This is a genomic window from Burkholderia sp. BCC1999 (assembly GCF_905339975.1).
In the GTDB taxonomy this organism is placed as follows: Bacteria; Pseudomonadota; Gammaproteobacteria; order Burkholderiales; family Burkholderiaceae; genus Burkholderia.
The window spans coordinates 69545-91060 of record NZ_CAJPHP010000020.1 but is presented as its reverse complement, the minus strand read 5'-3'; the positions used below and the strand labels follow the sequence as shown (position 1 = coordinate 91060).

General features: G+C 68.5%; 20 protein-coding genes. 14 read left to right on the top strand and 6 right to left on the bottom strand.

The features are described from left to right. Window position 1 precedes the first annotated feature (1 nt). From bcsE to U5809_RS26105, 6 genes are read left to right on the top strand one after another with little or no spacing between them, the layout of a single operon-like run. Window positions 2-1954, top strand: a complete 1953-nt coding sequence (gene bcsE, locus U5809_RS26130) for a cellulose biosynthesis protein BcsE (protein WP_322088629.1) — start codon at window positions 2-4, stop codon at window positions 1952-1954. Beyond that, window positions 1951-2160: a hypothetical protein gene (locus U5809_RS26125; protein WP_322088628.1), complete on the top strand. Its 210-nt coding sequence runs from the start codon at window positions 1951-1953 to the stop codon at window positions 2158-2160. The genes bcsE and U5809_RS26125 overlap by 4 nt, the downstream gene beginning before the upstream one ends. Beyond that, window positions 2157-2936: a cellulose biosynthesis protein BcsQ gene (bcsQ, locus tag U5809_RS26120; RefSeq protein ID WP_176047085.1), complete on the top strand. Its 780-nt coding sequence runs from the start codon at window positions 2157-2159 to the stop codon at window positions 2934-2936. Before U5809_RS26125 ends, bcsQ begins: the two co-directional genes overlap by 4 nt. Continuing rightward, on the top strand, window positions 2933-5470 hold the full coding sequence (gene bcsA, locus U5809_RS26115; RefSeq protein ID WP_322088627.1) for a UDP-forming cellulose synthase catalytic subunit: 2538 nt from the start codon (window positions 2933-2935) through the stop codon (window positions 5468-5470). The genes bcsQ and bcsA overlap by 4 nt, the downstream gene beginning before the upstream one ends. 27 nt (window positions 5471-5497) lie before the next feature. Beyond that, window positions 5498-7054 carry a cellulose biosynthesis protein BcsG gene (bcsG, locus tag U5809_RS26110; RefSeq protein WP_322088626.1) on the top strand — a complete coding sequence of 519 codons (1557 nt, stop codon included), beginning with the start codon at window positions 5498-5500 and terminating at the stop codon, window positions 7052-7054. Next, on the top strand, window positions 7036-7233 hold the full coding sequence (locus U5809_RS26105) for a hypothetical protein (RefSeq protein ID WP_322088625.1): 198 nt from the start codon (window positions 7036-7038) through the stop codon (window positions 7231-7233). Before bcsG ends, U5809_RS26105 begins: the two co-directional genes overlap by 19 nt. 60 nt (window positions 7234-7293) lie before the next feature. Here U5809_RS26105 and U5809_RS26100 read toward each other — a convergent pair whose 3' ends face one another. From U5809_RS26100 to U5809_RS26085, 4 genes are read right to left on the bottom strand one after another with little or no spacing between them, the layout of a single operon-like run. Next, window positions 7294-8178, bottom strand: a complete 885-nt coding sequence (locus tag U5809_RS26100; protein ID WP_322088624.1) for a pirin family protein — start codon at window positions 8176-8178, stop codon at window positions 7294-7296. A gap of 32 nt (window positions 8179-8210) precedes the next feature. Continuing rightward, complete coding sequence (locus U5809_RS26095) at window positions 8211-8603, bottom strand: OsmC family protein (RefSeq protein WP_322088623.1); 393 nt, start codon at window positions 8601-8603, stop codon at window positions 8211-8213. Between the two features lie 47 nt (window positions 8604-8650). Further along, a complete protein-coding gene (locus tag U5809_RS26090; protein WP_322088622.1) occupies window positions 8651-10231 on the bottom strand; it encodes a sodium:proton antiporter in 1581 nt (526 codons plus the stop codon). 25 nt (window positions 10232-10256) lie between these two features. Continuing rightward, window positions 10257-10517 (bottom strand): XapX domain-containing protein, encoded by a 261-nt coding sequence (locus tag U5809_RS26085; RefSeq protein ID WP_322088621.1) that lies wholly within the window; start codon window positions 10515-10517, stop codon window positions 10257-10259. A gap of 275 nt (window positions 10518-10792) precedes the next feature. Between U5809_RS26085 and U5809_RS26080 the strand changes: the two genes are divergently transcribed. Next, on the top strand, window positions 10793-11479 hold the full coding sequence (locus tag U5809_RS26080; RefSeq protein WP_176047092.1) for a hydrolase: 687 nt from the start codon (window positions 10793-10795) through the stop codon (window positions 11477-11479). Between the two features lie 63 nt (window positions 11480-11542). Here the strand turns inward: U5809_RS26080 and U5809_RS26075 are convergent, their stop codons facing one another. Then, a complete protein-coding gene (locus tag U5809_RS26075; protein ID WP_322088620.1) occupies window positions 11543-12466 on the bottom strand; it encodes a LysR family transcriptional regulator in 924 nt (307 codons plus the stop codon). Between the two features lie 98 nt (window positions 12467-12564). Between U5809_RS26075 and U5809_RS26070 the strand changes: the two genes are divergently transcribed. The 6 genes from U5809_RS26070 to U5809_RS26045 are packed head-to-tail and all read left to right on the top strand — an operon-like array spanning window position 12565 to window position 18211. After that, window positions 12565-12732, top strand: a complete 168-nt coding sequence (locus tag U5809_RS26070; RefSeq protein ID WP_043182444.1) for a DUF1427 family protein — start codon at window positions 12565-12567, stop codon at window positions 12730-12732. Window positions 12733-12750: 18 nt separating this feature from the next. Further along, window positions 12751-14637, top strand: a complete 1887-nt coding sequence (locus U5809_RS26065; protein WP_322088619.1) for an amidohydrolase — start codon at window positions 12751-12753, stop codon at window positions 14635-14637. 1 nt (window position 14638) lies between these two features. Continuing rightward, window positions 14639-15100 carry a DoxX family protein gene (locus U5809_RS26060; protein ID WP_322088618.1) on the top strand — a complete coding sequence of 154 codons (462 nt, stop codon included), beginning with the start codon at window positions 14639-14641 and terminating at the stop codon, window positions 15098-15100. 26 nt (window positions 15101-15126) lie between these two features. After that, window positions 15127-16044 carry a glyoxalase gene (locus U5809_RS26055; RefSeq protein WP_322088617.1) on the top strand — a complete coding sequence of 306 codons (918 nt, stop codon included), beginning with the start codon at window positions 15127-15129 and terminating at the stop codon, window positions 16042-16044. Beyond that, on the top strand, window positions 16041-16736 hold the full coding sequence (locus tag U5809_RS26050; RefSeq protein ID WP_322088616.1) for a YoaK family protein: 696 nt from the start codon (window positions 16041-16043) through the stop codon (window positions 16734-16736). Before U5809_RS26055 ends, U5809_RS26050 begins: the two co-directional genes overlap by 4 nt. Next, on the top strand, window positions 16733-18211 hold the full coding sequence (locus U5809_RS26045) for an alginate export family protein (RefSeq protein ID WP_322088615.1): 1479 nt from the start codon (window positions 16733-16735) through the stop codon (window positions 18209-18211). Before U5809_RS26050 ends, U5809_RS26045 begins: the two co-directional genes overlap by 4 nt. A 93-nt stretch (window positions 18212-18304) precedes the next feature. On the opposite strand, the gene U5809_RS26040 is transcribed toward U5809_RS26045, so the two are convergent. Then, window positions 18305-19891 carry an acid phosphatase gene (locus U5809_RS26040; RefSeq protein ID WP_322088614.1) on the bottom strand — a complete coding sequence of 529 codons (1587 nt, stop codon included), beginning with the start codon at window positions 19889-19891 and terminating at the stop codon, window positions 18305-18307. Window positions 19892-20115: 224 nt separating this feature from the next. Here U5809_RS26040 and U5809_RS26035 point away from each other — a divergent pair, with 224 nt between their 5' ends. Then, entirely contained in the window at window positions 20116-21501 is a 1386-nt protein-coding gene (locus U5809_RS26035; RefSeq protein WP_322088613.1) for a cytochrome-c peroxidase, read from the top strand. Window positions 21502-21516: the final 15 nt, after the last annotated feature.

Here is a 21516-nt window from a genome sequence, read left to right as displayed (position 1 = left end):
CGTGAATACGGAATTCGATGCCACCCGTCCCGTGCTCGGCGCCGCCGGCTTGCCGGGCCGCTTGCGCGCGTTGCTGCGCATGGGGCCGGCCGGCGGCCGCGTCGGCCCGCTGAGCCGGCTCGCGATCGACGGCCTGCCCGACACATGGACGCAACTGGAGGCGGGCGGCCTGTACGCGATCTACGCGGCCGGCGGCACGCCGGCGTGCGACGCGCTCGTCTGGGAAAGCGCGCGACAGGCACGTACGCGCGACGTGACGGTCGTGCTCGCGCGCGATGCGGCACGCGTCGCCGGCCAGATGGAATCGCTCGGTTTCGCAGGTGGCGCGCAGCCGGCCGGCTGGCCGCGCAACCTGAACGTGCTGGCGATGCCGCCGGCGGCCGAGCCGGCCGAAGGCGATGGCGCGCGCGCAACCGCCGACGCGCCGCGCCGCGCGGCGCCGGGCCCGTTCGCGCGGCTGACCGGCGGCCTGCGTGCGATGAAGCGCTACGGTTTCCGCGCGCGTTCGCTGTATTTCGTCGAAGGCGCGCAGCGCTGGTTCAGCTGGGACGACCCGGTCGCGCTCGCGGATGAAGCGCACGCACTGGCCGACTGGTGCCGGACACGCCGGATCGCGCTCGTGCTGCTGCTCGATCCCGAGTCCGCGCGGGCAGGCGACGTCGTGCGCACCGACGATGCGCCGCTCGTGCGCGATGCGGACCGCACGCCGCGCAGCGGCTTCCACGGTATCTGTTCGGGCGTCGCGCAGTTGCAGCGCACGCACGGCGAACTGCTGTGGATCGTCGATTTCTGGCGGGCGGGCGACACGCTTGCGGCCGGGGAAGTGCGGCCGCTGCGCTTTGCGCCGGGAGGCCGGCTGTCCGCGAGCGTCGATGGCGGTGCGACCGAACCGGCGCACCGGATGAAGCTCGCGAGCGACGAGGATCGTGTCGTCGTCAGCCGCGCGGTGCTCGACGGCACGAATCGCGTGCCTGCCGACTGGGAAATCGTCGAAGACAACGCGGCCGTCGTCGCGGCGTGCGCGCATGCCCAGGCCGCGACCGCGGTGCTCGCGTTCCGTTCGCATGCGCAGCTCGAAGCGTTGTGCGCGGACGTGCATGCGTTGCGCCGGCAATGCGGCGGCGCGCTGAAGATCGCGGTCGTCGAACGCGGCGAGGTGCTGCGCCAGCAGTTCGAGATGCTCGTGCTGAGCGTCGGCGCGAACCGCGTCGTCGCGCGCGATTTGCCGGTCTCGCGGATGCAGGCGGCCGTGCATGCGCTGCGCGGCCAGCTCTACGCGCGGCCCGTCGCACCTGACTATCGCGCGGCGCTCGCGGCCGCACTCGGCGATTCGGTGCTCGGCTATCTGCCGGTCGGCGCGTTCTGCCTGCGTATTCGCGCGGTGCTCGATCGAGGCGCCGTGCTCGCGCTGCCGCACACGCTCGCGAAGATCACGCTGCTGCCTGGCGTGTCGCATGTCGACGCATTGCGGCAATGCCATCCGCGCCGCGCGGGCGACGTCGTGACGGCCGACCCCGGACATCTGTTCGTGTTCCTGTTCGCGTGCGAACCGGTCGACGCCGACGATGCGCTCGCGCGGATCTTCGACGTGCCGGTCGACACGCTGTCCGATCGCGTCGTGTGCCTCGGGCAGGGCAGCATCGACACCGAGCTCGACGCGCTGAAGGCCGAGAACCGCCGCACGCCGATCGCCGACTACAGTGACCTGTTCGCCGCGACGCGCCCGGCCGGCGGCGTGCGCACGCCGCCCGCGGGCGCCGAGCTCGGCGTGAGCCCGGCCGAAGCAAGCGAGGCGATCGCGGAAATCGATGCAATCGTCGCGCTCGAGGCGATCGGTGCGACGCCGGCGGCCGAAGCCGTCGACGCACCGGCGCCGCATCCCGTCATTCCCGCCGCGCGTGCGCGCGGCGCTACCCGCAGCGCGATGCCGCTGCGCAAGCAGGAGCGCGCATGATTGCCGCACTCGTCATCGGTTTCATTGGCGGCATCGTGATCGCGGTGCCGGTGTGGATCATCGCTCAGCACCTCGGCATCGGCCGCGGCTTCCATGCGCCGCGCGGGATCGACCGGCACGACGCCGTGCCGTGCGAACTCGTGCCGGTCGCGTTGCGCGGCCGGTTGCTGCCCGGCTCCGTTGGCGGCGACAAGGCGGCACGATGAAGACGATCGCCATTACGTCGACGACCGGCGGCGCGGGCCGCACGACGCTTGCCGCCGCGCTCGCGGTGCTGCTTGCGCGCCGCGGACGGCCGGTCGTCGCCGTCGAATTCGATGCGCAGAACCTGATGGGCGCGACGCTCGGCCTCGACACGCTGGCCGAACACGGCCTCGCGCAAAGCGTGCTCGGCGGCGCCGAGCCGTGGCATGCGCATACGTGGCGCAATGCCGACGGCGTGCTGTTCGTGCCGTACGGACAAGTCGATGCCGCCGATGCCGCCGCATGCGATGCGCGGCTCGTGGCCGATCCCGCATGGTTGTCGCGCGCGCTGGACGAGATTGCGCTGCCGGCCGAGGGCGTCGTGCTGGTCGACACCGCACGCTATCCGTCGCCGCAGGCCGAGCAGGCGATCCGCCGCGCGGACCTGACGCTCGTCGTCGTGCCGCCGGAGCCGACCGCCTGCGCGACGACGGCCGCGCGGCTCGGTGCGCTCCGGGCCGGCGCCGGTGAACTGCAGATCGTCGTGAACCGGCTGAATCCGGCACGCGACATGCAGCGCGATGCGCTCGCGATGCTGCGCGCGGTCGCGGGGCCGGCATCGATGCTCGAACAGCGGATCCACGTCGACGCGGCGGTGCCCGAAGCGCTCGCACGCGGCAGCTGGATCTTCGACGACGCGCCGTATTCGCAGGTGTCGCACGACCTGAACGGCATCGCGAACTGGGTTCATGCGTGGCTGACGGCCGTCGCCGCGGGCCGCACCGGAGCGGCGCGATGAAGCCCGCGTTCGCGCCGCGGCTGCGCATGTTCGGCCGCCGTGTGGCCGACTGGTGCGCACGCGGCATCGGGCTGCCGGCCGAGCGCACGCTGGTCGACTGGCTCGTGCGGCTGTTCTTCCACGCGCCGCGGCCCGGCCGGCCCGATCACGTGCGCCGTTGGGTGCGCGTCGCGTTCCTGCGGCTCGCGCACGACTGGGGCGTGCTGCAGCCGCTCAGTCCGCGCGAATGGCTGTGGCGCGCGATCGTGCGCGCGCCGCGCGCAGCCGATGGCCGGCCCGCGCGCGATCCGCTTGCGTGGTTCGACAAGACCGTCGTGCCCGTCTACGTGGCCGTGCGCGCGGTCGGCCGGCGCATCGACGCGTTGCTCGAACGCCTGCCGTGGGTGCGCTGGGGCGGCTGGCTCGATGCACGCGCGAATGGCGTCGGCCGGCGCCGCTGGCTCGCACCGCTGCTGCTCGTGGCCGGCGCGCTGCTCTGGGCCGCGGCCGGGATGTCGCCGCTGATGCCCGGCGCGCAGTTCGCGTTCTTCGCGATCGTCGCGGTGCTGGCACTCGCGCTGCGCCGCCTGCCGGGCCATCTGCCGACGCTCGCGCTCGCGTCGCTGGCGCTGCTCGCGACGGTGCGCTACGTGTGGTGGCGCACGACGCAGACGCTCGATTTCCGCAGCCCGGTCGAGGCTATCGCCGGCTACCTGCTGTACGGCGCCGAAGCCTATACGTGGATGATCCTGCTGCTCGGCTTCGTGCAGACCGCATGGCCGCTCGACCGGCCGATCGTACCGCTGCCCGACGATCCCGACACCTGGCCGACCGTCGACATCTACATCCCGACCTACAACGAGCCGCTGTCGGTCGTGAAGCCGACGGTTTTCGCCGCGCAGAGCATCGACTGGCCGAGCGCGAAGCTGCGCGTGTACCTGCTCGACGACGGCAAGCGCCCCGAATTCGAGGCGTTCGCGCGCGAGGCCGGCATCGACTACGTGACGCGAGACGATAACCGCCACGCGAAGGCCGGCAACATCAACCGCGCGCTGCCGAAGACGCACGGCGAATACATCGCGATCTTCGACTGCGATCACGTGCCGACGCGCTCGTTCCTGCAGACGACGATGGGCGTGTTCCTGCGCGATCCGAAGTGCGCGCTCGTGCAGACCCCGCACCATTTCTTCTCGCCCGATCCGTTCGAGCGCAACCTCGGCACGTTCCGCGAGATCCCGAACGAGGGCAACCTGTTCTACGGGCTCGTGCAGTCGGGCAACGACCTGTGGAACGCGACGTTTTTCTGCGGCTCGTGCGCGGTGCTCAAGCGCACCGCGCTGGAAGAGGTCGGCGGCGTCGCGGTGGAAACCGTGACCGAGGATGCGCACACGGCGCTCAAGCTGCACCGGCGCGGTTATACGTCGGCGTACCTGCCGACCGTGCAGGCGGCCGGCCTCGCGACCGAAAGCCTCGCCGGCCACGTGAAGCAGCGCACGCGCTGGGCGCGCGGGATGGCGCAGATCTTCCGCATCGACAACCCGTTCCTCGGGCGCGGGCTCGGCCTGATCCAGCGGATCTGCTACGGCAACGCGATGCTGCACTTCTTCTACGGGATTCCGCGGCTGGTGTTCCTGACGATTCCGCTCGCGTACCTGTTCTTCCACCTGTACTTCATCAATGCGTCGTCGCTCGCGCTCGCGAGCTACGTGATCCCGTACCTCGTGCTCGCGAACGTCGCGAACTCGCGGATGCAGGGGCGCTACCGTCATTCGTTCTGGGCCGAGGTCTACGAATCGGTGCTCGCGTGGTACATCGCGCTGCCGACCACGGTCGCGTTCTTCAGCCCGAAGCACGGCAAGTTCAACGTGACCGACAAGGGCGGCAAGATCGACGAAGGCTACGTCGACTGGTCGACGTCGAAGCCGTATCTCGTGCTGTTCGGGGTGAACGTGCTCGCGATTGCCGCCGGCCTGTGGCGGCTGGTGGCCGACCAGGGCGACGAGGCGTCGACGATCCTGATCACGCTCGGCTGGACCGTGTACAACCTCGCGATGCTCGGCGCGGCGCTGGCCGTCGCGCGCGAGACCAAGCAGGTGCGCGTCACGCACCGGATCGCGATGCGCGTGCCGGCCATGCTGATGCTGCCCGACGGGTCGACGGCCGCATGCTTCACGAGCGACTACTCGACCGGCGGCCTCGGCCTCGAAGCGGTGCCGGGCCTGCCGCTCGCCGTCGGCGACACGCTGACGGTGTGCGTGACGCGCGGCGATCGTGCGTTCCCGTTCCCGGTGCGCGTGACCCGCGTGACGCCGACGCATGTCGGCGTGAGCTTCGAGGAACTGACGCTCGAACAGGAGCGCCAGCTCGTGCAGTGCACGTTCGGCCGCGCGGATGCCTGGCTCGACTGGCACGAGGGCGAACGCCTCGACACGCCGCTCGGCGGGCTGAAGGAGGTGTTGCGTATCGGCCTGGACGGCAATGTGCGAATGTGGAAGGGTGCGGCGCGTGGCCTGCTGGCCATGCTGGCGCCGAAACTCGATCGGGCGCGCGACTGACGCGGCGCTCATCATGGAGTGGGTTAGATGACGTTCTGGAATCTGTATTTCATCCTGAAGTTCGCGCTGTTCGCGACCGGGCGCCTGCAGCCGTTCTGGCTCGCGAACCTCATGTTCGCGGTGGCACTCGTTGCGAGCGCGCCGATCCGGCAGCGCGCGTGGCGCATCGTCCGGCAGGTCGTGGCGATCGCGATCGCGGTGCCGCTGCTCGCACGCGAGATGCATGCGCCGCCGCTCGCGCGTCTCGTCGACGCCGCGCGCGAAGTGAGCACGTTCCGCCTGGACTACTGGATGGAGCTGCTGCCGCGCCTGCTGCCGCCGTTGCTGGTATTGACGGTCGTCGGCGCGCTGATCGTCTATTTCATCGTCAACCGCTGGTTGCGCGTCGCGACGTTCGTGATGGCCGTGCTGATCGTGATGCCGTTGTGGCAGGCCGGCAGCGGGTTGATGGCGCGCGTCGTCGCGCCGCCCCAGCAGCAGGCGAACCTGACGGGTGCCACGCGCGCCGACCAGCCCGAGGACCACAACGCGGCGCTCGCGACGTTCCGCGCCCAGGAGTCGCAGCGGCAGGTCGCGTTCGGCCATCTCGGCAACGATCCGGCCGCGCAGTTCGACGTGATCGTGCTGCACGTCTGCTCGCTGTCGTGGGACGACCTCGATGCGGCGAAGGTGCGCAACCATCCGATGCTGAACCACTTCGACTACCTGTTCACGAACTTCAGCACGGCCGCGAGCTACAGCGGCCCGGCGGCGATCCGCGTGCTGCGCGCGAGCTGCGGACAGCAGGCGCATGCCGACCTGTACAAGCCCGCGCAGCAGCAGTGCTACCTGTTCTCGCAACTGGCGCGCGCCGGCTACTCGGTGCAGTCGCTGCTGAACCACGACGGCCATTTCGACAACTTCCTGCAGGTGATCCACGACAACATCGGCGTGGCCGATGCGCCGATGATCTCGAACACGGCCGCGCCCGTCGCGATGCACGCGTTCGACGGTTCGGCGATCAAGGACGACTATGCGACGCTCGCGAACTGGTACGCGCAGCGCGCGTCGGTGCCGGGGCCGGTCGCGCTGTACTACAACACGATCAGCCTGCATGACGGCAACCGGGTCGTCGGCAGCTCGCTGACGAGTATCGACTCGTACCCGCAGCGCGCGACGAAGCTGATGAACGATTTCGACCGGCTTGCCGACCTGATCGCGCAGTCGGGCCGCCGCGCGGTGATCGTGTTCGTGCCCGAGCACGGCGCCGCGCTGCGCGGCGACAAGAACCAGGTCGCGGGCCTGCGCGAAATCCCGACGCCGCGCGTCGTGCACGGGCCGGTCGGCGTGCGGCTCGTCGGCTTCGCGGGCAACCATGGCGCGACGACCGTGATCGACCAGCCGGCCAGCTTCCTCGCGCTGTCGCAGTTGATGTCGAACCTGGTGTCGAACAGCCCGTTCAAGCCGGGCACGACGCTCGCGCAATACGCGGCGGACCTGCCGCGCACGCGCATGGTCGGCGAGAACGAAGGCACGGTGACGATGCAGACGGCCGCGGGCTACGCGGTGAAAACTCCGGATGGCGTATGGATCGACGAACAGTAATTCTCCCGGGCGATGGCGACGGCGATCGCCTGTCGCAGCCGAACGACGTGCGCGGTCTCGCGCGGCATCTGCCCGCGCTCGATCCCGAGCGCTATGTCGACGAACAGGCGCGCCGCGCGTTCATCGAGTCGCTCGATCGCTGGCCGACGCTCGCGAAATTGATGGGATTGAAGCCGTAAACGCACGACGGCCGGCATGCATGCCGGCCGTCGCGTCGTTGCGGGCGAACTGCCTATTGCCTAGTGCGCCTTGCGCTCCGGCTGGCGCGTCCATTCGTTTTCTTCGCCCGGCACCTTGCCGAACGTCTGATCGGCCCACGCGGCGCGCGCGGCATCGATCTTCGCGCGCGTGCTCGACACGAAATTCCATTCGATGAACCGCTCGCCCGGCAGGTGTGCGCCGCCGAGCAGCATCACGCGCGCGCCGTTCGCGCTGGCGAGCGCCACGGTCGCGCCCGATTCGAGCACGGCCATCGTCGCGGGAGCGAGCGGCGTGCCGTCGACGGTGAGATCGCCGTCGACGAGATACACGCCGCGCTCGTCGTGTTCTGCATCGAGCGCGAGTTGCCCGCCCGCCATGAATTCCGCATACGCATAAAGAGTCGGCGAGAACACGGCGACCGGCGACGTGAGCCCGAACGCGGTGCCCGCGATCACGCGCACGTTCGCGCCGTCGCGCGCGAACGACGGCAGCGTGTCGGCCGCGTGGTGAACGAACGCGGGCGTGGTGTCTTCATGCTCGACCGGCAGCGCGACCCAGGTCTGGATCCCGTGCACCGGCTGATCGTGCGGACGGTCTTCGTCGGGCGAGCGTTCCGAATGCACGATGCCGCGGCCGGCCGTCATCCAGTTCACGTCGCCCGGCACGATCTTCTGCCGGAAGCCGAGGCTGTCGTGATGCATCAGCGAGCCGTCGAACAGGTAGGTGACGGTCGCAAGCCCGATGTGCGGATGCGGCAGCACGTCGATGCCGCGGCCGGCCGGCAGCACGGCCGGGCCCATTTCGTCGAAGAAGATGAACGGGCCGACGAGGCGCGCGGCGCGCGCGGGGAGCACGCGGCGCACGACGAGGTTGCCGATGTCGCTTTCGCGCGGCGTGAGCAGGGTCTTGATCGATGCGGACATGGTGGGGATTCTCGTGGTCGATGCGGAAAGCGTCAGGCGATCGCCGTGTCGATCGTGACCGGATGCGTGAGGATCTTGTGAACCGGGCACGCGTTCGCGATCTGCAGCAGGCGCTCGCGCTGTTCGCCGGTCAGGTCGCCGTCGAGCGTGATGCGGCGCACGATCGTGCTGCCCGCGCTGCCCGATTCGTGCGCGAGCTTCACGTGCACTTCGGCGAGCGGCCAGCCCTTGCGTTGCGCGTACATCTTCAGCGTGATCGCGGTGCATGCGCCGAGGCTCGACAGCAGCAGCGCCACGGGCGTCGGTGCCGCATCGCCGCCGCCGAGCGACGCCGGTTCGTCGGCGCGCCACTGGTGCACGCCGTCGCTGAAGTGGACGAGGAAATCGACCGAGCCGATGCTCGCTTCGACGGACAGTTCGCTCATTGCAGTTCCATAGGGTAAAGGGGGAGGGCCGGCGTCGGGGCCGGACGTTACGGTTCGAGCAGCCGCTGCAGCCGCAGTTCCTCGAAATCGAGCTCCGATTCGATCCGGTGCAGCACGGCATCGTCGACCTTGCCGTCGCGATGCAGGTCGAGCAACGCCTGGCGCGACACGCCGACGAGTTCGAGTTCGACGCGCAGCATGCGCGCGCGCACGCCGGCCGGTGCGGCGCCTTGCCGGTGCGCGCGTTCGTTGGACGTGACGCGGTTGCGGTATTCGGCGAGCAGGCGGTCGAGCGACTGGCGTTCGAGATCCGACCCGCGTTGCTCGCGCGCATCGAGTTCGGCGAGCGCCGCGCCGAACGTATGCGCGCGCACCGCGTGCTCGGACATCGTGTGACGTGCGGCCGGGCGCAGCTTCAGCACGCGGATCAGCGGCGCGAGCGTGCCGCCCTGCACGACGAGCGTCGCGATGATCAGCAGGAACGTGCTGAACAGGATCAGGTCGCGGCCGGGGAAGTTGCTCGGCAACGCGATCGCGGCCGCGAGGCTCACGACGCCGCGCATGCCCGACCAGCCGAGCACGATGGCCTCGCGCCACGACCACGGTGCGTGGCCCGCGCGCGGCGCGCGCAGGCGGCCCGGCAGCCACATCGCGACGAACACCCACACGACGCGCGCGCCGATCGCGGCGGCCGTCGCAGGCAGCGCGACGCGCAGGCCGGCCATCAGCACCGCGCCTTCGTGGTTCACGCGCGCGAGGATCGCGTGCAGCGCGAGACCGATCAGGATGAACACGAGCGCGTCGAGTACGAACACGATCGCTTCCCACGTCGCCTTCGCCTTGATCCGCATGTCGGCGTCGAACACGCGATGCTGGCGCACGCCGAGCACCAGGCCGCAGGTGACGACCGACAGCACGCCCGAGCCGTCGACGGCTTCAGCGATCCCGTAGCTGCCCCACGCCATCGCGAAGGTCACGACGATGCCGAGCATCGGATCGCGCAGGCGCGGCAGCACCCAGCACATCGCATGGCCGCAGGCGAGGCCGACCGCGATGCCGATCAGCGTGAGCGAGAAGAACAGGCCGGTGGCGCTCGCGGTCGTGATCGACACGGCAAGCGCGGCCGATACGGCCATCTGGTACAGCAGCAGGCCCGACGCATCGTTGACGAGGCTTTCGCCTTCGAGCACCGCGACGAGCCGCGCGGGCAGCGGATGGCGCTGCAGGATCGCCTTGGCGGCGACCGCGTCGGGCGGCGACACGATCGCGCCGAGCGTGAAGCACGCGGCCCACGGCAGCGACGGGTTGGCCGCATGCACGGCCACCGCGACCGCGACGGTCGTGAACGCCACCGCGCCGAGCGCGAGCGACGCGATCGATGCGAGCTCCTGCCGGAATTCCTTCCACGCGGTGTAGAACCCGCTCGACATCAGCAGCGGCGGTAGCACGGCCGCGAGCAGCAGCGCCGGGTCCATGTCGGGCACGCGCCTGCCGGCGATCGCGACCACGCAGCCGCCGAGCAGCAGCACGACGGCCGGTGGAATCGAGATGCGTTCGGCGAGCCACGTGAGCGCACCTGCGCCGCAGATCAACAGCAGCAGGTAATGAAACAGTTCGACGTTGGTCATGAGCGGCCGGTCGTGATAGGGGACATCACGACGGCTTGCGGTCGTTCGTCGTGCCGCCCGGCAGCGTGCCGAACATGTGCTGGCTGCACTGCGCGTCGCGCCACGCTGTGTTCAGCCGGTGGCCCGACAGCATCCTGCGCGCAAGCGGCAGGATCTGCTCGCCGGCGAGCATGCCGAGCAGGCCGGTGAGCGCGATGATCGGCGGCGCAGGCGAATTCACGCCGAGCGTGCCGTAGATGACGCCGGCGAGGATGCCGGCGCACAGCGACAGGAAATACGGTTTCATGGTGAGTATCCCGTGATGGCCGACGAGCGACGCGGTGCGTGTCGTCAAGGTCTTGAAAGCGTATCGGGTTTGCGTGAAGAAAAAAAGGGCGGGTAGCCCCGATCGGGCATCGATTCCGGAATCGGATCGATTCCATTTCTTGGGTGTTCGCGCCGCGCGTTTGCGGCTTAAATATTTCGAGCCGGATGACGATCCGGCACCGACGTACCTCCGGCTCCTCCCGTTTTGACGGTCGAGGCAGGCCCCCTTTTTTCGTTCACAGGACACCTTGCGCCATGAGCAATCCGAAACTTGAAGTACTGACGCCGCAGAACAGCCAGCTGATCTTCATCGACCAGCAGCCGCAGATGGCGTTCGGCGTGCAGTCGATCGATCGCCAGACGCTGAAGAACAACGTCGTCGGGCTCGCGAAGGCCGCGAAGGCGTTCAACATTCCGACCACGATCACGACGGTCGAGACCGAGAGCTTCTCCGGCCATACGTTCCCCGAGCTGCTCGACGTGTTCCCGAACCAGAAGCTGCTCGAACGCACGTCGATGAACTCGTGGGACGACCAGAAGGTACGTGATGCGCTCGCCGCGAACGGCCGCAAGAAGGTGATCGTCTCGGGCCTGTGGACGGAGGTTTGCAATACGACGTTCGCGCTGTGCGCGATGCTCGAGGGCGACTACGAAATCTACATGGTGGCCGACGCATCGGGCGGCACGTCGCAGGCCGCGCACGACTTTGCGATGCAGCGGATGGTGCAGGCCGGTGTCGTGCCCGTCACGTGGCAGCAGGTCGTACTCGAGTGGCAGCGCGACTGGGCGCGCCGCGATACGTACGATGCGGTGATGTCGCTCGTGCGCGAGCACTCGGGGGCGTACGGCATGGGTGTCGACTACGCATACACGATGGTCCACAAGGCTGCGCAGCGCACCGCGACGCCGCACGAGTCGGTCGCGGCAGTCCCGGCGAAGTAACGGGCCGCCGGCTGCGATCGTCGCGCGGGATGCGGCGATCGCCTGCCATCGGCCATCGCGCGTTCAGGTGTCGGGCAGCGCCCACGGTGCGTGCGCGAAGTGCTCGGCGAGGAAGTCGAGCAACACCGTCACACGCGCGGCGCGCAGCATGCCGGGCGGCGTGACGAGGTTCACATTGATGTCCGCGATCTTCCAGTCGTTCATCACTTCCTCGAGCTCGCCGCGCTGCATCGCTTCCCACACGAGGAATTCGGGCTGCAGTGCAAGGCCGTGACCGGCGACGAGCGCCGGAAGGATCACGTCGGCGTTGTTGGTGCGGATGCGTCCGTGTACGGACACGCCGACTTCGTCGCCCGAGGCCGGGTGACGGAAGCGCCAGTGCTCGGGCGTCGGCAGGTTCGTGTAGGTGAGGCACACGTGCTGTTCGATGTCGCGCGGGTGCGCGGGACGGCCGCGCCGGTCGAGGTACGCCGGTGCCGCGACGAGCGGCCGGCGCACCGCGCAGAGGCGACGCGAGCGCAGCGACGAATCGTTGAGCTCGGCGATGCGGATCGCGACGTCGAAGCCGCCGGACACGATGTCGACGATGTGATCGGTGAGCACGAGGTCGATGTCGACGCGCGGATAGCGCTCGAGAAACGCGGGCAGCACCGGCGACAGGTGGCGCAGCCCGAACGACATCGGCGCATTCACGCGCACGAGGCCGTGCGGTTCGAGCGCCTGTGCGGACGCCTCGTTCTCGATCAGCTCGGCGTCCGCGAGCAGGCGGATCGCGCGGTCGCGCAGCAGTTCGCCAGTCGGTGTGAGGGACAGCTTGCGCGACGTGCGGTACAGCAGCATCGCACCGAGACGTTTTTCGAGGCGCGCGATCGCTTTCGACACGGTCGGTTGCGACACGCCGAGCATGTCGGCGGCTTTCGCGAACGAACCGGTCTCCGCGACGCGCGCAAAGATGGCCCAGGCTTCGAGATCAGGAAGGTGTTGCATGGTCGGAATGGATGGCAGGGAAGCGAAACGGATGCGACGTGCCGCGAGGGTGCGTGCGCGATGCAGGTGATTCTAATCCGGCCGGGAGAAAAATCGTTATGGAATCTTATCTACTTTCGTTGGGCGCCGGCGTGCTGATCGGCGTCGTATACAGCGTGATCAAGGTGCGCTCGCCGGCACCGCCGCTGATCGCGCTCGTCGGCCTGGCCGGCATGCTGATCGGCGCACAGGCGATCGCGCCGGTCCGTCACTGGCTCGGCTTCTGACCGCATCGAGGACACTTCATGAGCGCAACCGATACTCAACCCGATCTCATCCTGCACAACGGGCGCATCACGACGCTCGATCGTGCGAACCCGGTCGCGACCGCCGTCGCGATCAAGGACGGCCGCTTCGTCGCGGTCGGCGGCAACGCGGACATCGTGCCGCTCGCGGGCCGCGCGACGAAAGTCGTCGACCTCGACGGCCGCACCGTGCTGCCGGGCCTGATCGACAACCACACACACGTGATTCGCGGCGGCCTGAACTACAACCTCGAACTGCGCTGGGACGGCGTGCGTTCGCTCGCGGTCGCGATGGAGATGTTGAAGCGCCAGGTCGCGATCACGCCCGCGCCGCAATGGGTGCGCGTGGTCGGCGGTTTCACCGAACACCAGTTCGCCGAGAAGCGCCTGCCGACGATCGAGGAACTCAACGCGGCGGCGCCCGACACGCCCGTGTTCATCCTGCACCTGTACGACCGCGCGCTGTTGAACGCGGCCGCGCTGCGCGTGGTCGGCTACACGAAGGACACGCCCGAGCCGCCGGGCGGCACGATCCTGCGTGACGCGGCAGGCAACCCGACCGGGCTGCTGCTCGCGAATCCGAACGCGACGATCCTCTATGCGACGCTCGCGAAAGGGCCGAAACTGCCGTTCGACTACCAGTACAACTCGACGCGCCACTTCATGCGCGAGCTGAACCGGCTCGGCGTGACGGGCGTGATCGATGCGGGCGGTGGCTCGCAGAACTATCCCGACGACTACGAGGTGATCCGCAAGCTGCACGATGCAGGCGAGATGACTGTGCGGATCGCATACAACCTGTTCACGCAGAAGCCGAACGCGGAGAAGGAAGACTTCGTGAACTGGACGAAGAGCGTCACGTATCACGACGGCACCGACTACTTCCGCCACAACGGCGCGGGTGAGATGCTGGTGTTTTCGGCGGCCGACTTCGAGGACTTTCGCGTCGCGCGGCCGGACTTGCCCGCACAGATGGAAGACGATCTCGAAGGTGTCGTGCGCGTGCTCGCGCAGAACCGCTGGCCGTGGCGCATGCATGCGACGTACGACGAAACGATCAGCCACGCGCTCGACGTGTTCGAGAAGGTGAACCGCGACATTCCGCTCGACGGGCTGAACTGGTTCTTCGATCATGCGGAAACGGTCTCCGAACAATCGATGGACCGGATCGCCGCACTCGGCGGCGGCATTGCGGTGCAGCACCGGATGGCGTACCAGGGCGAGTACTTCGTCGAGCGTTACGGCGCGAAGGCGGCCGAGGCGACGCCGCCCGTCGCGAAGATGCTCGACAAGGGGCTCAAGGTGTCGGCTGGTACGGACGCGACGCGCGTCGCGTCGTACAACCCATGGGTGTCGCTCGCGTGGCTCGTGACGGGCAAGACGGTCGGCGGCTTGCGGATGTATCCGCAGCGCAACCTGCTCGATCGCGAGACCGCGCTGCGCATGTGGACCGAGTACGTGACGTGGTTCTCGAACGAGGAGGGCAAGAAAGGGCGGATCGCGGTCGGGCAGCTTGCCGACCTGATGGTCCCGGATCGCGATTTCTTCACATGCGCGGAGGACGATATCGTGGACACGTCCGCGTTGCTGACGGTGGTCGGTGGAAGGATCGTATGGGGCGCGGGGCCGTTCGCGTCGCACGACGCGCCGATTCCGCCCGCGATGCCTGACTGGTCGCCGGTGCGCGAATACGGCGGTTATGGCGGCTGGGGGGCGACGCAACGCAACGGTGCGCCGCTGCAGCGTGCAGCCGCCACGGCATGCGGCTGTTCGAGCGCGTGCAACGTGCACGGGCACGCGCATGCGGGTGCGTGGAGCCGTGCGTTGCCGACGTCGGACGCGAAGGGCTTCTGGGGCGCGTTCGGCTGTTCGTGCTGGGCGGTTTGACGTGGCGGCCCCGACCAACCCCGGCGGCGTCGGCAATCCGGCATGGGTCCGCGCGCTGCTCGCGCAGCCGTGGGTCCTGCCGCTCGTGCGCCTGGCGCTGGTGTCCGCGTACCTGATCGGCGGCATCGCGAAGGCGCTGGACTTCGGCGGCGCGGTCGCGGAGCAGGCGCATTTCGGCTTGCAGCCGGCCGCGCTGTGGGCGGCGCTCGCGATCGCGGTCGAGATCGCCGGCTCGCTGTGCGTGGCGTTCAACCGTTTCACGTGGCTCGGCGCCGGCAGTCTCGGCATGTTGACGCTGGTCGCGATGGCGGTCGCGAACGATTTCTGGAACCGCACGGGCGCCGAGCATTTCATGGCACTCAATAGCTTTTTCGAGCATCTCGGACTGATCGCGGCACTCGTGCTCGCGACGCTGCTCGCCGATACGAAGCACGCGGCCGGTGACGGCCGCGCCACTCGATGACGATGAAACAACCAGGAAAACCCTTCATGAAAACCATTCGTTCCGTGTTGCTCGCCGCGATGATCGCGGGCGGTCTCGCCGTCGCGCCTGTCGCATTCGCGAAGACGCCGGTCACGAAGGCCGTCGCGACGCCGGCCGTGGCGGTCGGCCCGCAGTACGACACGACGCACGTGTGCGTGCCGCCTGACGATTTCGACCGCTTCACCGACAGCTTCGTCGCGACGTTCGGCGGCAAGAAGTCGAAGCAGGGCGTGTTCCAGGTCACGCCCACGCCGAGCCAGACGATGTCGCAGCTCGTGCTCACGCCGGTCGGCACGATCTCGGTGTTCGGCTTCAAGACGCCGATCCCGTATCCGTTCTGCGCGGAGCGCACCGGTTATCTCGTCACCGATCTCGACGTCGCGATGAAATCGGCTCGCGCGCACGGTGCGGACGTGGTCGTCGACACATTTCCCGATCCGATCGGCCGCGACGCGATCATCCGCTGGCCGGGTGGCGTGAACATGCAGCTGTACTGGCATACCGAAGCGCCGCGCTACGACGCGCTGGAGACGGTGCCCGAGAACCGCGTGTACGTGTCGCCGGAAAGTGCCGACAAGCTCGTACGCGACTTCGTCGCGTTCTCGCACGGCAAGGTCGTGTCCGACGTGCGCAACGCCCCGGGCGTCGAGATTGGCCGGCCGAACGACACGTACCGCCGCATTCGCATCGAATCGGGCTTCGGCAAGATGACGGTGCTCGCCACCGACGGCCATCTGCCGTACCCGTTCGGCCGCGAGATGACCGGCTACGAAGTGACCGATCTCGCCGCGACGCTGAAGAAGGCGCAGGCCGCGGGCGTGACGGAGCTCGTGCCGGCGTTCACGTCGGACGGCCGCGACGCGGCGCTCGTGCAGTTCCCGGGCGGCTACGTCGCCGAGATCCACGCGGGCGCGGCGCGATGAAGCACGAGGACACGATCCTAGCCGCAGTGGCCGGCTTCGTCGACACGCTGAGCTTCGTCGCGCTGTTCGGGCTGTTCACTGCGCACGTGACGGGCAACTTCGTGCTGATCGGTGCGGGCATCGCGGGTTTCGGCCAGGGTGTCGTGCTGAAGCTCAGCGTGTTTCCCGCGTTCGTGTGCGGTGTGATCGCGAGCAGCCTGATCGCGCGGTCGATGTCCGCGCGGCCCGCGTGGCAGGGTACGCGGGCGCTGCATGCGGTGCAGGCCGTACTGCTGCTCGGCTTTTGCGCGGCCGGCGTGTGGGCGACGCCCGTCACGCATCCCGACAGCCTGCCGGCGCTCGTGGCCGGCATCGTCGGCACGTTCGCGATGGGCGTGCAGAACGCGCATCCGCGTGTGATCCCGCGCGCCGGTGTGCCGAACACGGTGATGACCGGCAACGTCACGCAGGCGATCCTCGACGTCGTCGACATGTTGTCTCCCGGCACGGCCGACAGCGTGCGCGCGGACGCCCGCGCGCGCTTCGCGAAGATGCTGCCGGCCATCGTCGCATTCGCGCTCGGCGCGGCGTGCGGTGCGCTCGGGTTCCGCCACGTCGGGTTCCCGGCGCTGCTCGCGCCCGTCTGCGCGCTGGCGGCGCTCGCGCTGTGCGCGTCGCAAGCGGCCGGCACCGTCAAGCAGGAGCACGCATGAGTCAGTGGCGGGAACGAAGACATCGCGTGCGCGGCTTCGATCGTGCGGCCCGCGCGTCGGTCGTCGCGGGGCTGCTGCTCGCGGGCGCCGATGCTGCATTCGCGGAAGCGGCAAGCGCGACGACAACGCAATCGGCCACTGACGGCACCGCCGCGACCTGCACGGCCAAGCGGCCGACCGTGCTGTTCAACCGCTGGCAGGAAGACTGGTCGGTGCTCGCGAATCCATGCGTGCCGCGCGCGCCGCTCGACGGGTTGAAATACATCCCGCCCGGCAACGATCCGGCCTCCAATCTGTCGCTCGGCGTGAACCTGCGCGAGCGCCTCGAGACCAACGACGCGCCGCTGTTCGGCATCGGCTCCGCGCAATCGGATACCTACCTGATCCAGCGCGTCGAAGTGCATGCCGACGCGCATCTCGGCCAGCACTGGCAGTTCTTCGTGCAGTTGCAGGACGACCGCGCATTCGGCAAGAACACGATTACGCCCGTCGACAAGAACCCGCTCGATCTCGAACAGGCGTTCGCGACCTACACGGGGGCGCTCGGCGGCGGCACGTTCAAGTTCCGCGTCGGCCGGCAGGAGATGGCGTTCGACTTGCAGCGCTTCATCGCCGCGCGCGACGGCCCGAACGTGCGGCAGGCGTTCGATGCGGTGTGGGCCGACTACGAGTACCAGAAGTGGCGCTTCATCGGATACGCGACGCAGCCGGTGCAGAACCGCACCGTGTCCGCGTTCGACGACGTGTCGAACCGCGATCTCACGTTCAGCGGCGTGCGCTTCGAGCGGCAGTCGGTCGGGCCCGGCGACCTGTCGGGCTACTGGTCGCGCTACAACCGCAGCAACGCGCGCTTTCTCGATGCGAGCGGCGCCGAGCGGCGCGACGTATGGGACCTGCGTTATACCGGTACGCAGGGCCGCTTCGACTGGGACCTCGAAACGATGTTGCAGACGGGCACGGTCGGCAGCAGCTCGATCCGGGCATGGGCGGTGGGCTCGATCGCCGGCTACCGGCTCGACGCGCCGTGGTCGCCGCGCGTCGCGCTGCAGGTCGATGCGGCGTCGGGCGATCGGCATCCGCACGACGGCCGCGTCGGCACCTTCAATCCGCTGTTTCCGAACGGCTATTACTTCACGCTGGCGGGATTTACGGGCTACTCGAACCTGATCCACGTGAAGCCGTCCGTGACGCTGAAGCCGTCGTCGAACCTGTCGCTGCTTGGCGCGCTCGGTTTCCAGTGGCGCGAGACGACCGGCGACGCGGTCTACCAGCAGGGCAACGCGGTCGTGCCGGGCACGGCAGGCAAGGGCGGGTTGTGGACGGGGATGTACGTGCAGCTGCGTGCGGACTGGACGATCGCCGCGAACCTGATCGGTGCGATCGAGGCCGTGCATTTCCAGGTCGGCGATGCGATCCGGCAGGCGGGCGGGCACAACGCCGATTACGCCGGCGTCGAGCTGAAGTACGGCTGGTAACGCACGCGCGTACCGATGAGAAAAGGGCGGCCGGGAGGCCGCCCTTCGTGCGTTCGGGCCGGCGATGACACCGGCCCGTTCGTCGCGATGCCGTTACAGGTTCGGCGACAGCGCCAGTGCGTTCGTCAGGTCGCCCATCGGCTGGCCGCCGTTCGCCTTGAGCGCGTCGTCGCGCTGTTGCAGGCCCGCGAGGCGCGGCAGCGAGAAGCGGCGCGTGATGAAGCGCAGGATCGACGCGGTGTCGTACTGCGTGTGGTCGACGAAACCCTTCTTCGCGAACGGCGACACGATCAGTGCCGGAATACGCGTGCCCGGGCCCCAGCGATCGCCCTTCGGCGGCGACACGTGATCCCAGAAGCCGCCGTTTTCGTCGTACGTGACGACCACGACCATGTTCTTCCACTGCGGGCTCGCCTGCAGGTGCGCGATCACGTTCGCGATGTGCTGGTCGCCGCTCGACACGTCCGTGTAGCCAGCGTGTTCGTTCAGGTTGCCCTGCGGCTTGTAGAACGCGACTTGCGGCAGCGTGCCCGCGTCGATCGCCTTGATGAACTCGCTGCCGTCGGTGCCGCCGTCGAGCAAGTGCTGCGCGCGGCTCGTGCTGCCAGGTGCCTGGTTCGCGTAGTAGTTGAACGGCTGGTGGTGCGGCTGGAAGTTCGGCGCCGTCATGTTCGGGCCATAGATCACGTTCGCCGTGCCGCTCTGCGCGGCCTGCAGCGCCTGGTTCCACGCGCCGCCGTACCACGCCCACGACACGCCGGCGCTGGTCATCAGGTCGCCGATGTTCTGCTGCGACTGCGGCGGCAGCGTCGACGCGGCCGACGGGTCGGCGAGGTTCGGATCGCCGCCCGACGCGGCCTTGTTGCCGCTCGGTTGATACGGCGGCTGCATCGTGTTGATCGCGTAGAAGTCCGGCGTCAGGTTGCCCGAGTTCACGAACTTCGGCGTGCCGTCGAGCGCGGATGCCGGCGAGTTGGTCGCGAGTTGCAGCGACTTGCCGTCGGCGGCGACGGCCGAGATCGAGCCGGCGGCCGGGCTCTTGTCCGCGTTCGCGTAGAACGGCGCGCATGCGCAGATCAGGTACTGGTGATTCAGGAACGAGCCGCCGAACGCGCCCATGAAGAAGTTGTCGGCCAGCGTGAACTGCTGCGCGATCTTCCACAGCGGCAGCTTCGTCGCGTCGGGCGTGTAATGGCCCATCACGAGGCCGCCCGAGTCGGCCCATGCGGCGAACATGTCGTTCTTGCCGCCGTTGATCTGCATCTGGTTCTCGTAGAAGCGGTGATACAGGTCGCGCGTCGTCACGCTCATCGGCGTGTTGAAACCGCTCGGGTCGTCGATCGCGAACGGCGCGTTCGGCAGGTTCGCCGTCATCGCTTCCGTCACGGCGGGCGTCACGCCCTTCGCGGTCAGGCCGCCCCAGACCTTCGGCAGCGTCGCGAGCGGCTGGCCGTTTCGATCCTTCTGCTGTGCGCTGGCCGCGGTCACGTTCTGCAGGCCGTTCGCGCCCGGGAAGTTGCCGTACAGGTTGTCGAAGCTGCGGTTTTCCGCATAGATCACGACGACGTTCTTCACCGTCGACAGGCCTTGCTGCTGCACGTCGTCGCCGCCGCAGGCGGTGAGGGCGGCCGCCGCCGCAACGGCGATCGGTGTAAAGCGAATCCAGGCGTGGTTTTTCATCCGTTGTACTCTCTATCTCTCTCTTGTCGCGTGGGGAACCGGCGCATTCGTGTACCGCCGGTTCGCGAGGTGACCGTGGCATGTCCGGCTGCACGCATTTTGAGGGTGCGATTTGACAGGCGGGTGTAGGCGTCCTTTCGATTAGCTGTCGGCGAGTCGTCATGCAATGGTCATGCGGCTGACATAAACTCCGGCCGCTCCTGAACCTACTTTCCGACGAATCGATGAAGCCTCGCCAACCGACAGCCGGCGCGTTCGCGCGTTCGTGGCTGCATCTCACCGGCGCGTTTGCGCTGGCCGCCGCGCTCGTCACCCTTGCCGGCTGTGACGGACAGCCCGGTGCCGGTACGCCGACCACACAGGCTGCGAGCGCGGCGAGTGCGCCGGGCGCCGCGAATCTGGTTGCGTCCGCAACGGTCGCCGCGAGCGGCGCCGTGGTCGCGACGAACCAGCCGCAGACGCGCGCGCAAGTTTACGAAGGCGTGCGCCGGATGACGGCGCTCGGCAAGCAACTTTTCTTCGACCCTACGCTGTCAGGTTCCGGCAAGCTCGCGTGCGCGTCGTGTCACAGCCCCGATCACGCGTTCGGCCCGCCCAATGCGCTGGCCGTGCAGTTGGGCGGCGACGACATGAAGCATCCGGGCTTTCGCGCGGTGCCGTCGCTGAAGTACCTGCAGGGCGTGCCGCAGTTCACCGAGCACTTCCACGATTCCGACGACGAAGGCGACGAGAGCGTCGATGCAGGCCCGACGGGCGGCCTCACGTGGGACGGTCGCGTCGATACGGGCGCCGAGCAGGCGCGCATTCCGCTGACTTCGCCGTTCGAGATGAACAGCTCGCCCGCGAAGGTCGCGCAGGCCGTGAAAGCCGCGCCGTATGCGGACGAGTTCCGCGCGGTGTTCGGCGTGAAGGTGCTCGACGACGATGCGGCCACGTTCAAGGCTGTGCTGCGCGCGCTCGAAACCTTCGAGCAGACGCCGGAACTGTTCTCGCCGTACACGAGCAAGTACGACGCGTATCTCGCAGGCCATGCACAGCTCACGCCGGCCGAACTGCGCGGGCTGCAATTGTTCAACGACGAGAAGAAGGGCAATTGCGCGAGCTGCCACATCAGCCAGCGTGCGCTCGACGGCACGCCGCCGCAGTTCAGCGATTTCGGGCTGATCGCGATCGCGGTGCCGCGCAACCGCGCGCTGCCCGTCAACCGCGACCCACGCTTCCACGATCTCGGCGCGTGCGGCCCCGAGCGCACCGACCTGAAGGGCCGCGACGAATTCTGCGGGCTGTTCCGCACGCCGTCGCTGCGCAATGTCGCGCTGCGCAAGACCTTCTTCCACAATGGCGTCTATCACACGCTCGAGGACGTGATGCGCTTCTACGTCGAGCGCGACATCCATCCGGAGAAGTTCTACCCGGTCGTGCACGGCAAGGTTCAGATTTACGACGACCTGCCGAAGCGCTACTGGCCGAACATCAACCGTGAAGCGCCGTTCGACCGCAAGCGTGGCGAGCAGCCGGCGCTGAACGCGGCCGAGATCAAGGACGTGATCGCATTCCTCGGCACGCTGACTGACGGATATCAGCAGACGGCCGCGTCGGCCGGGCACTAGAAGACGTCTGATGCG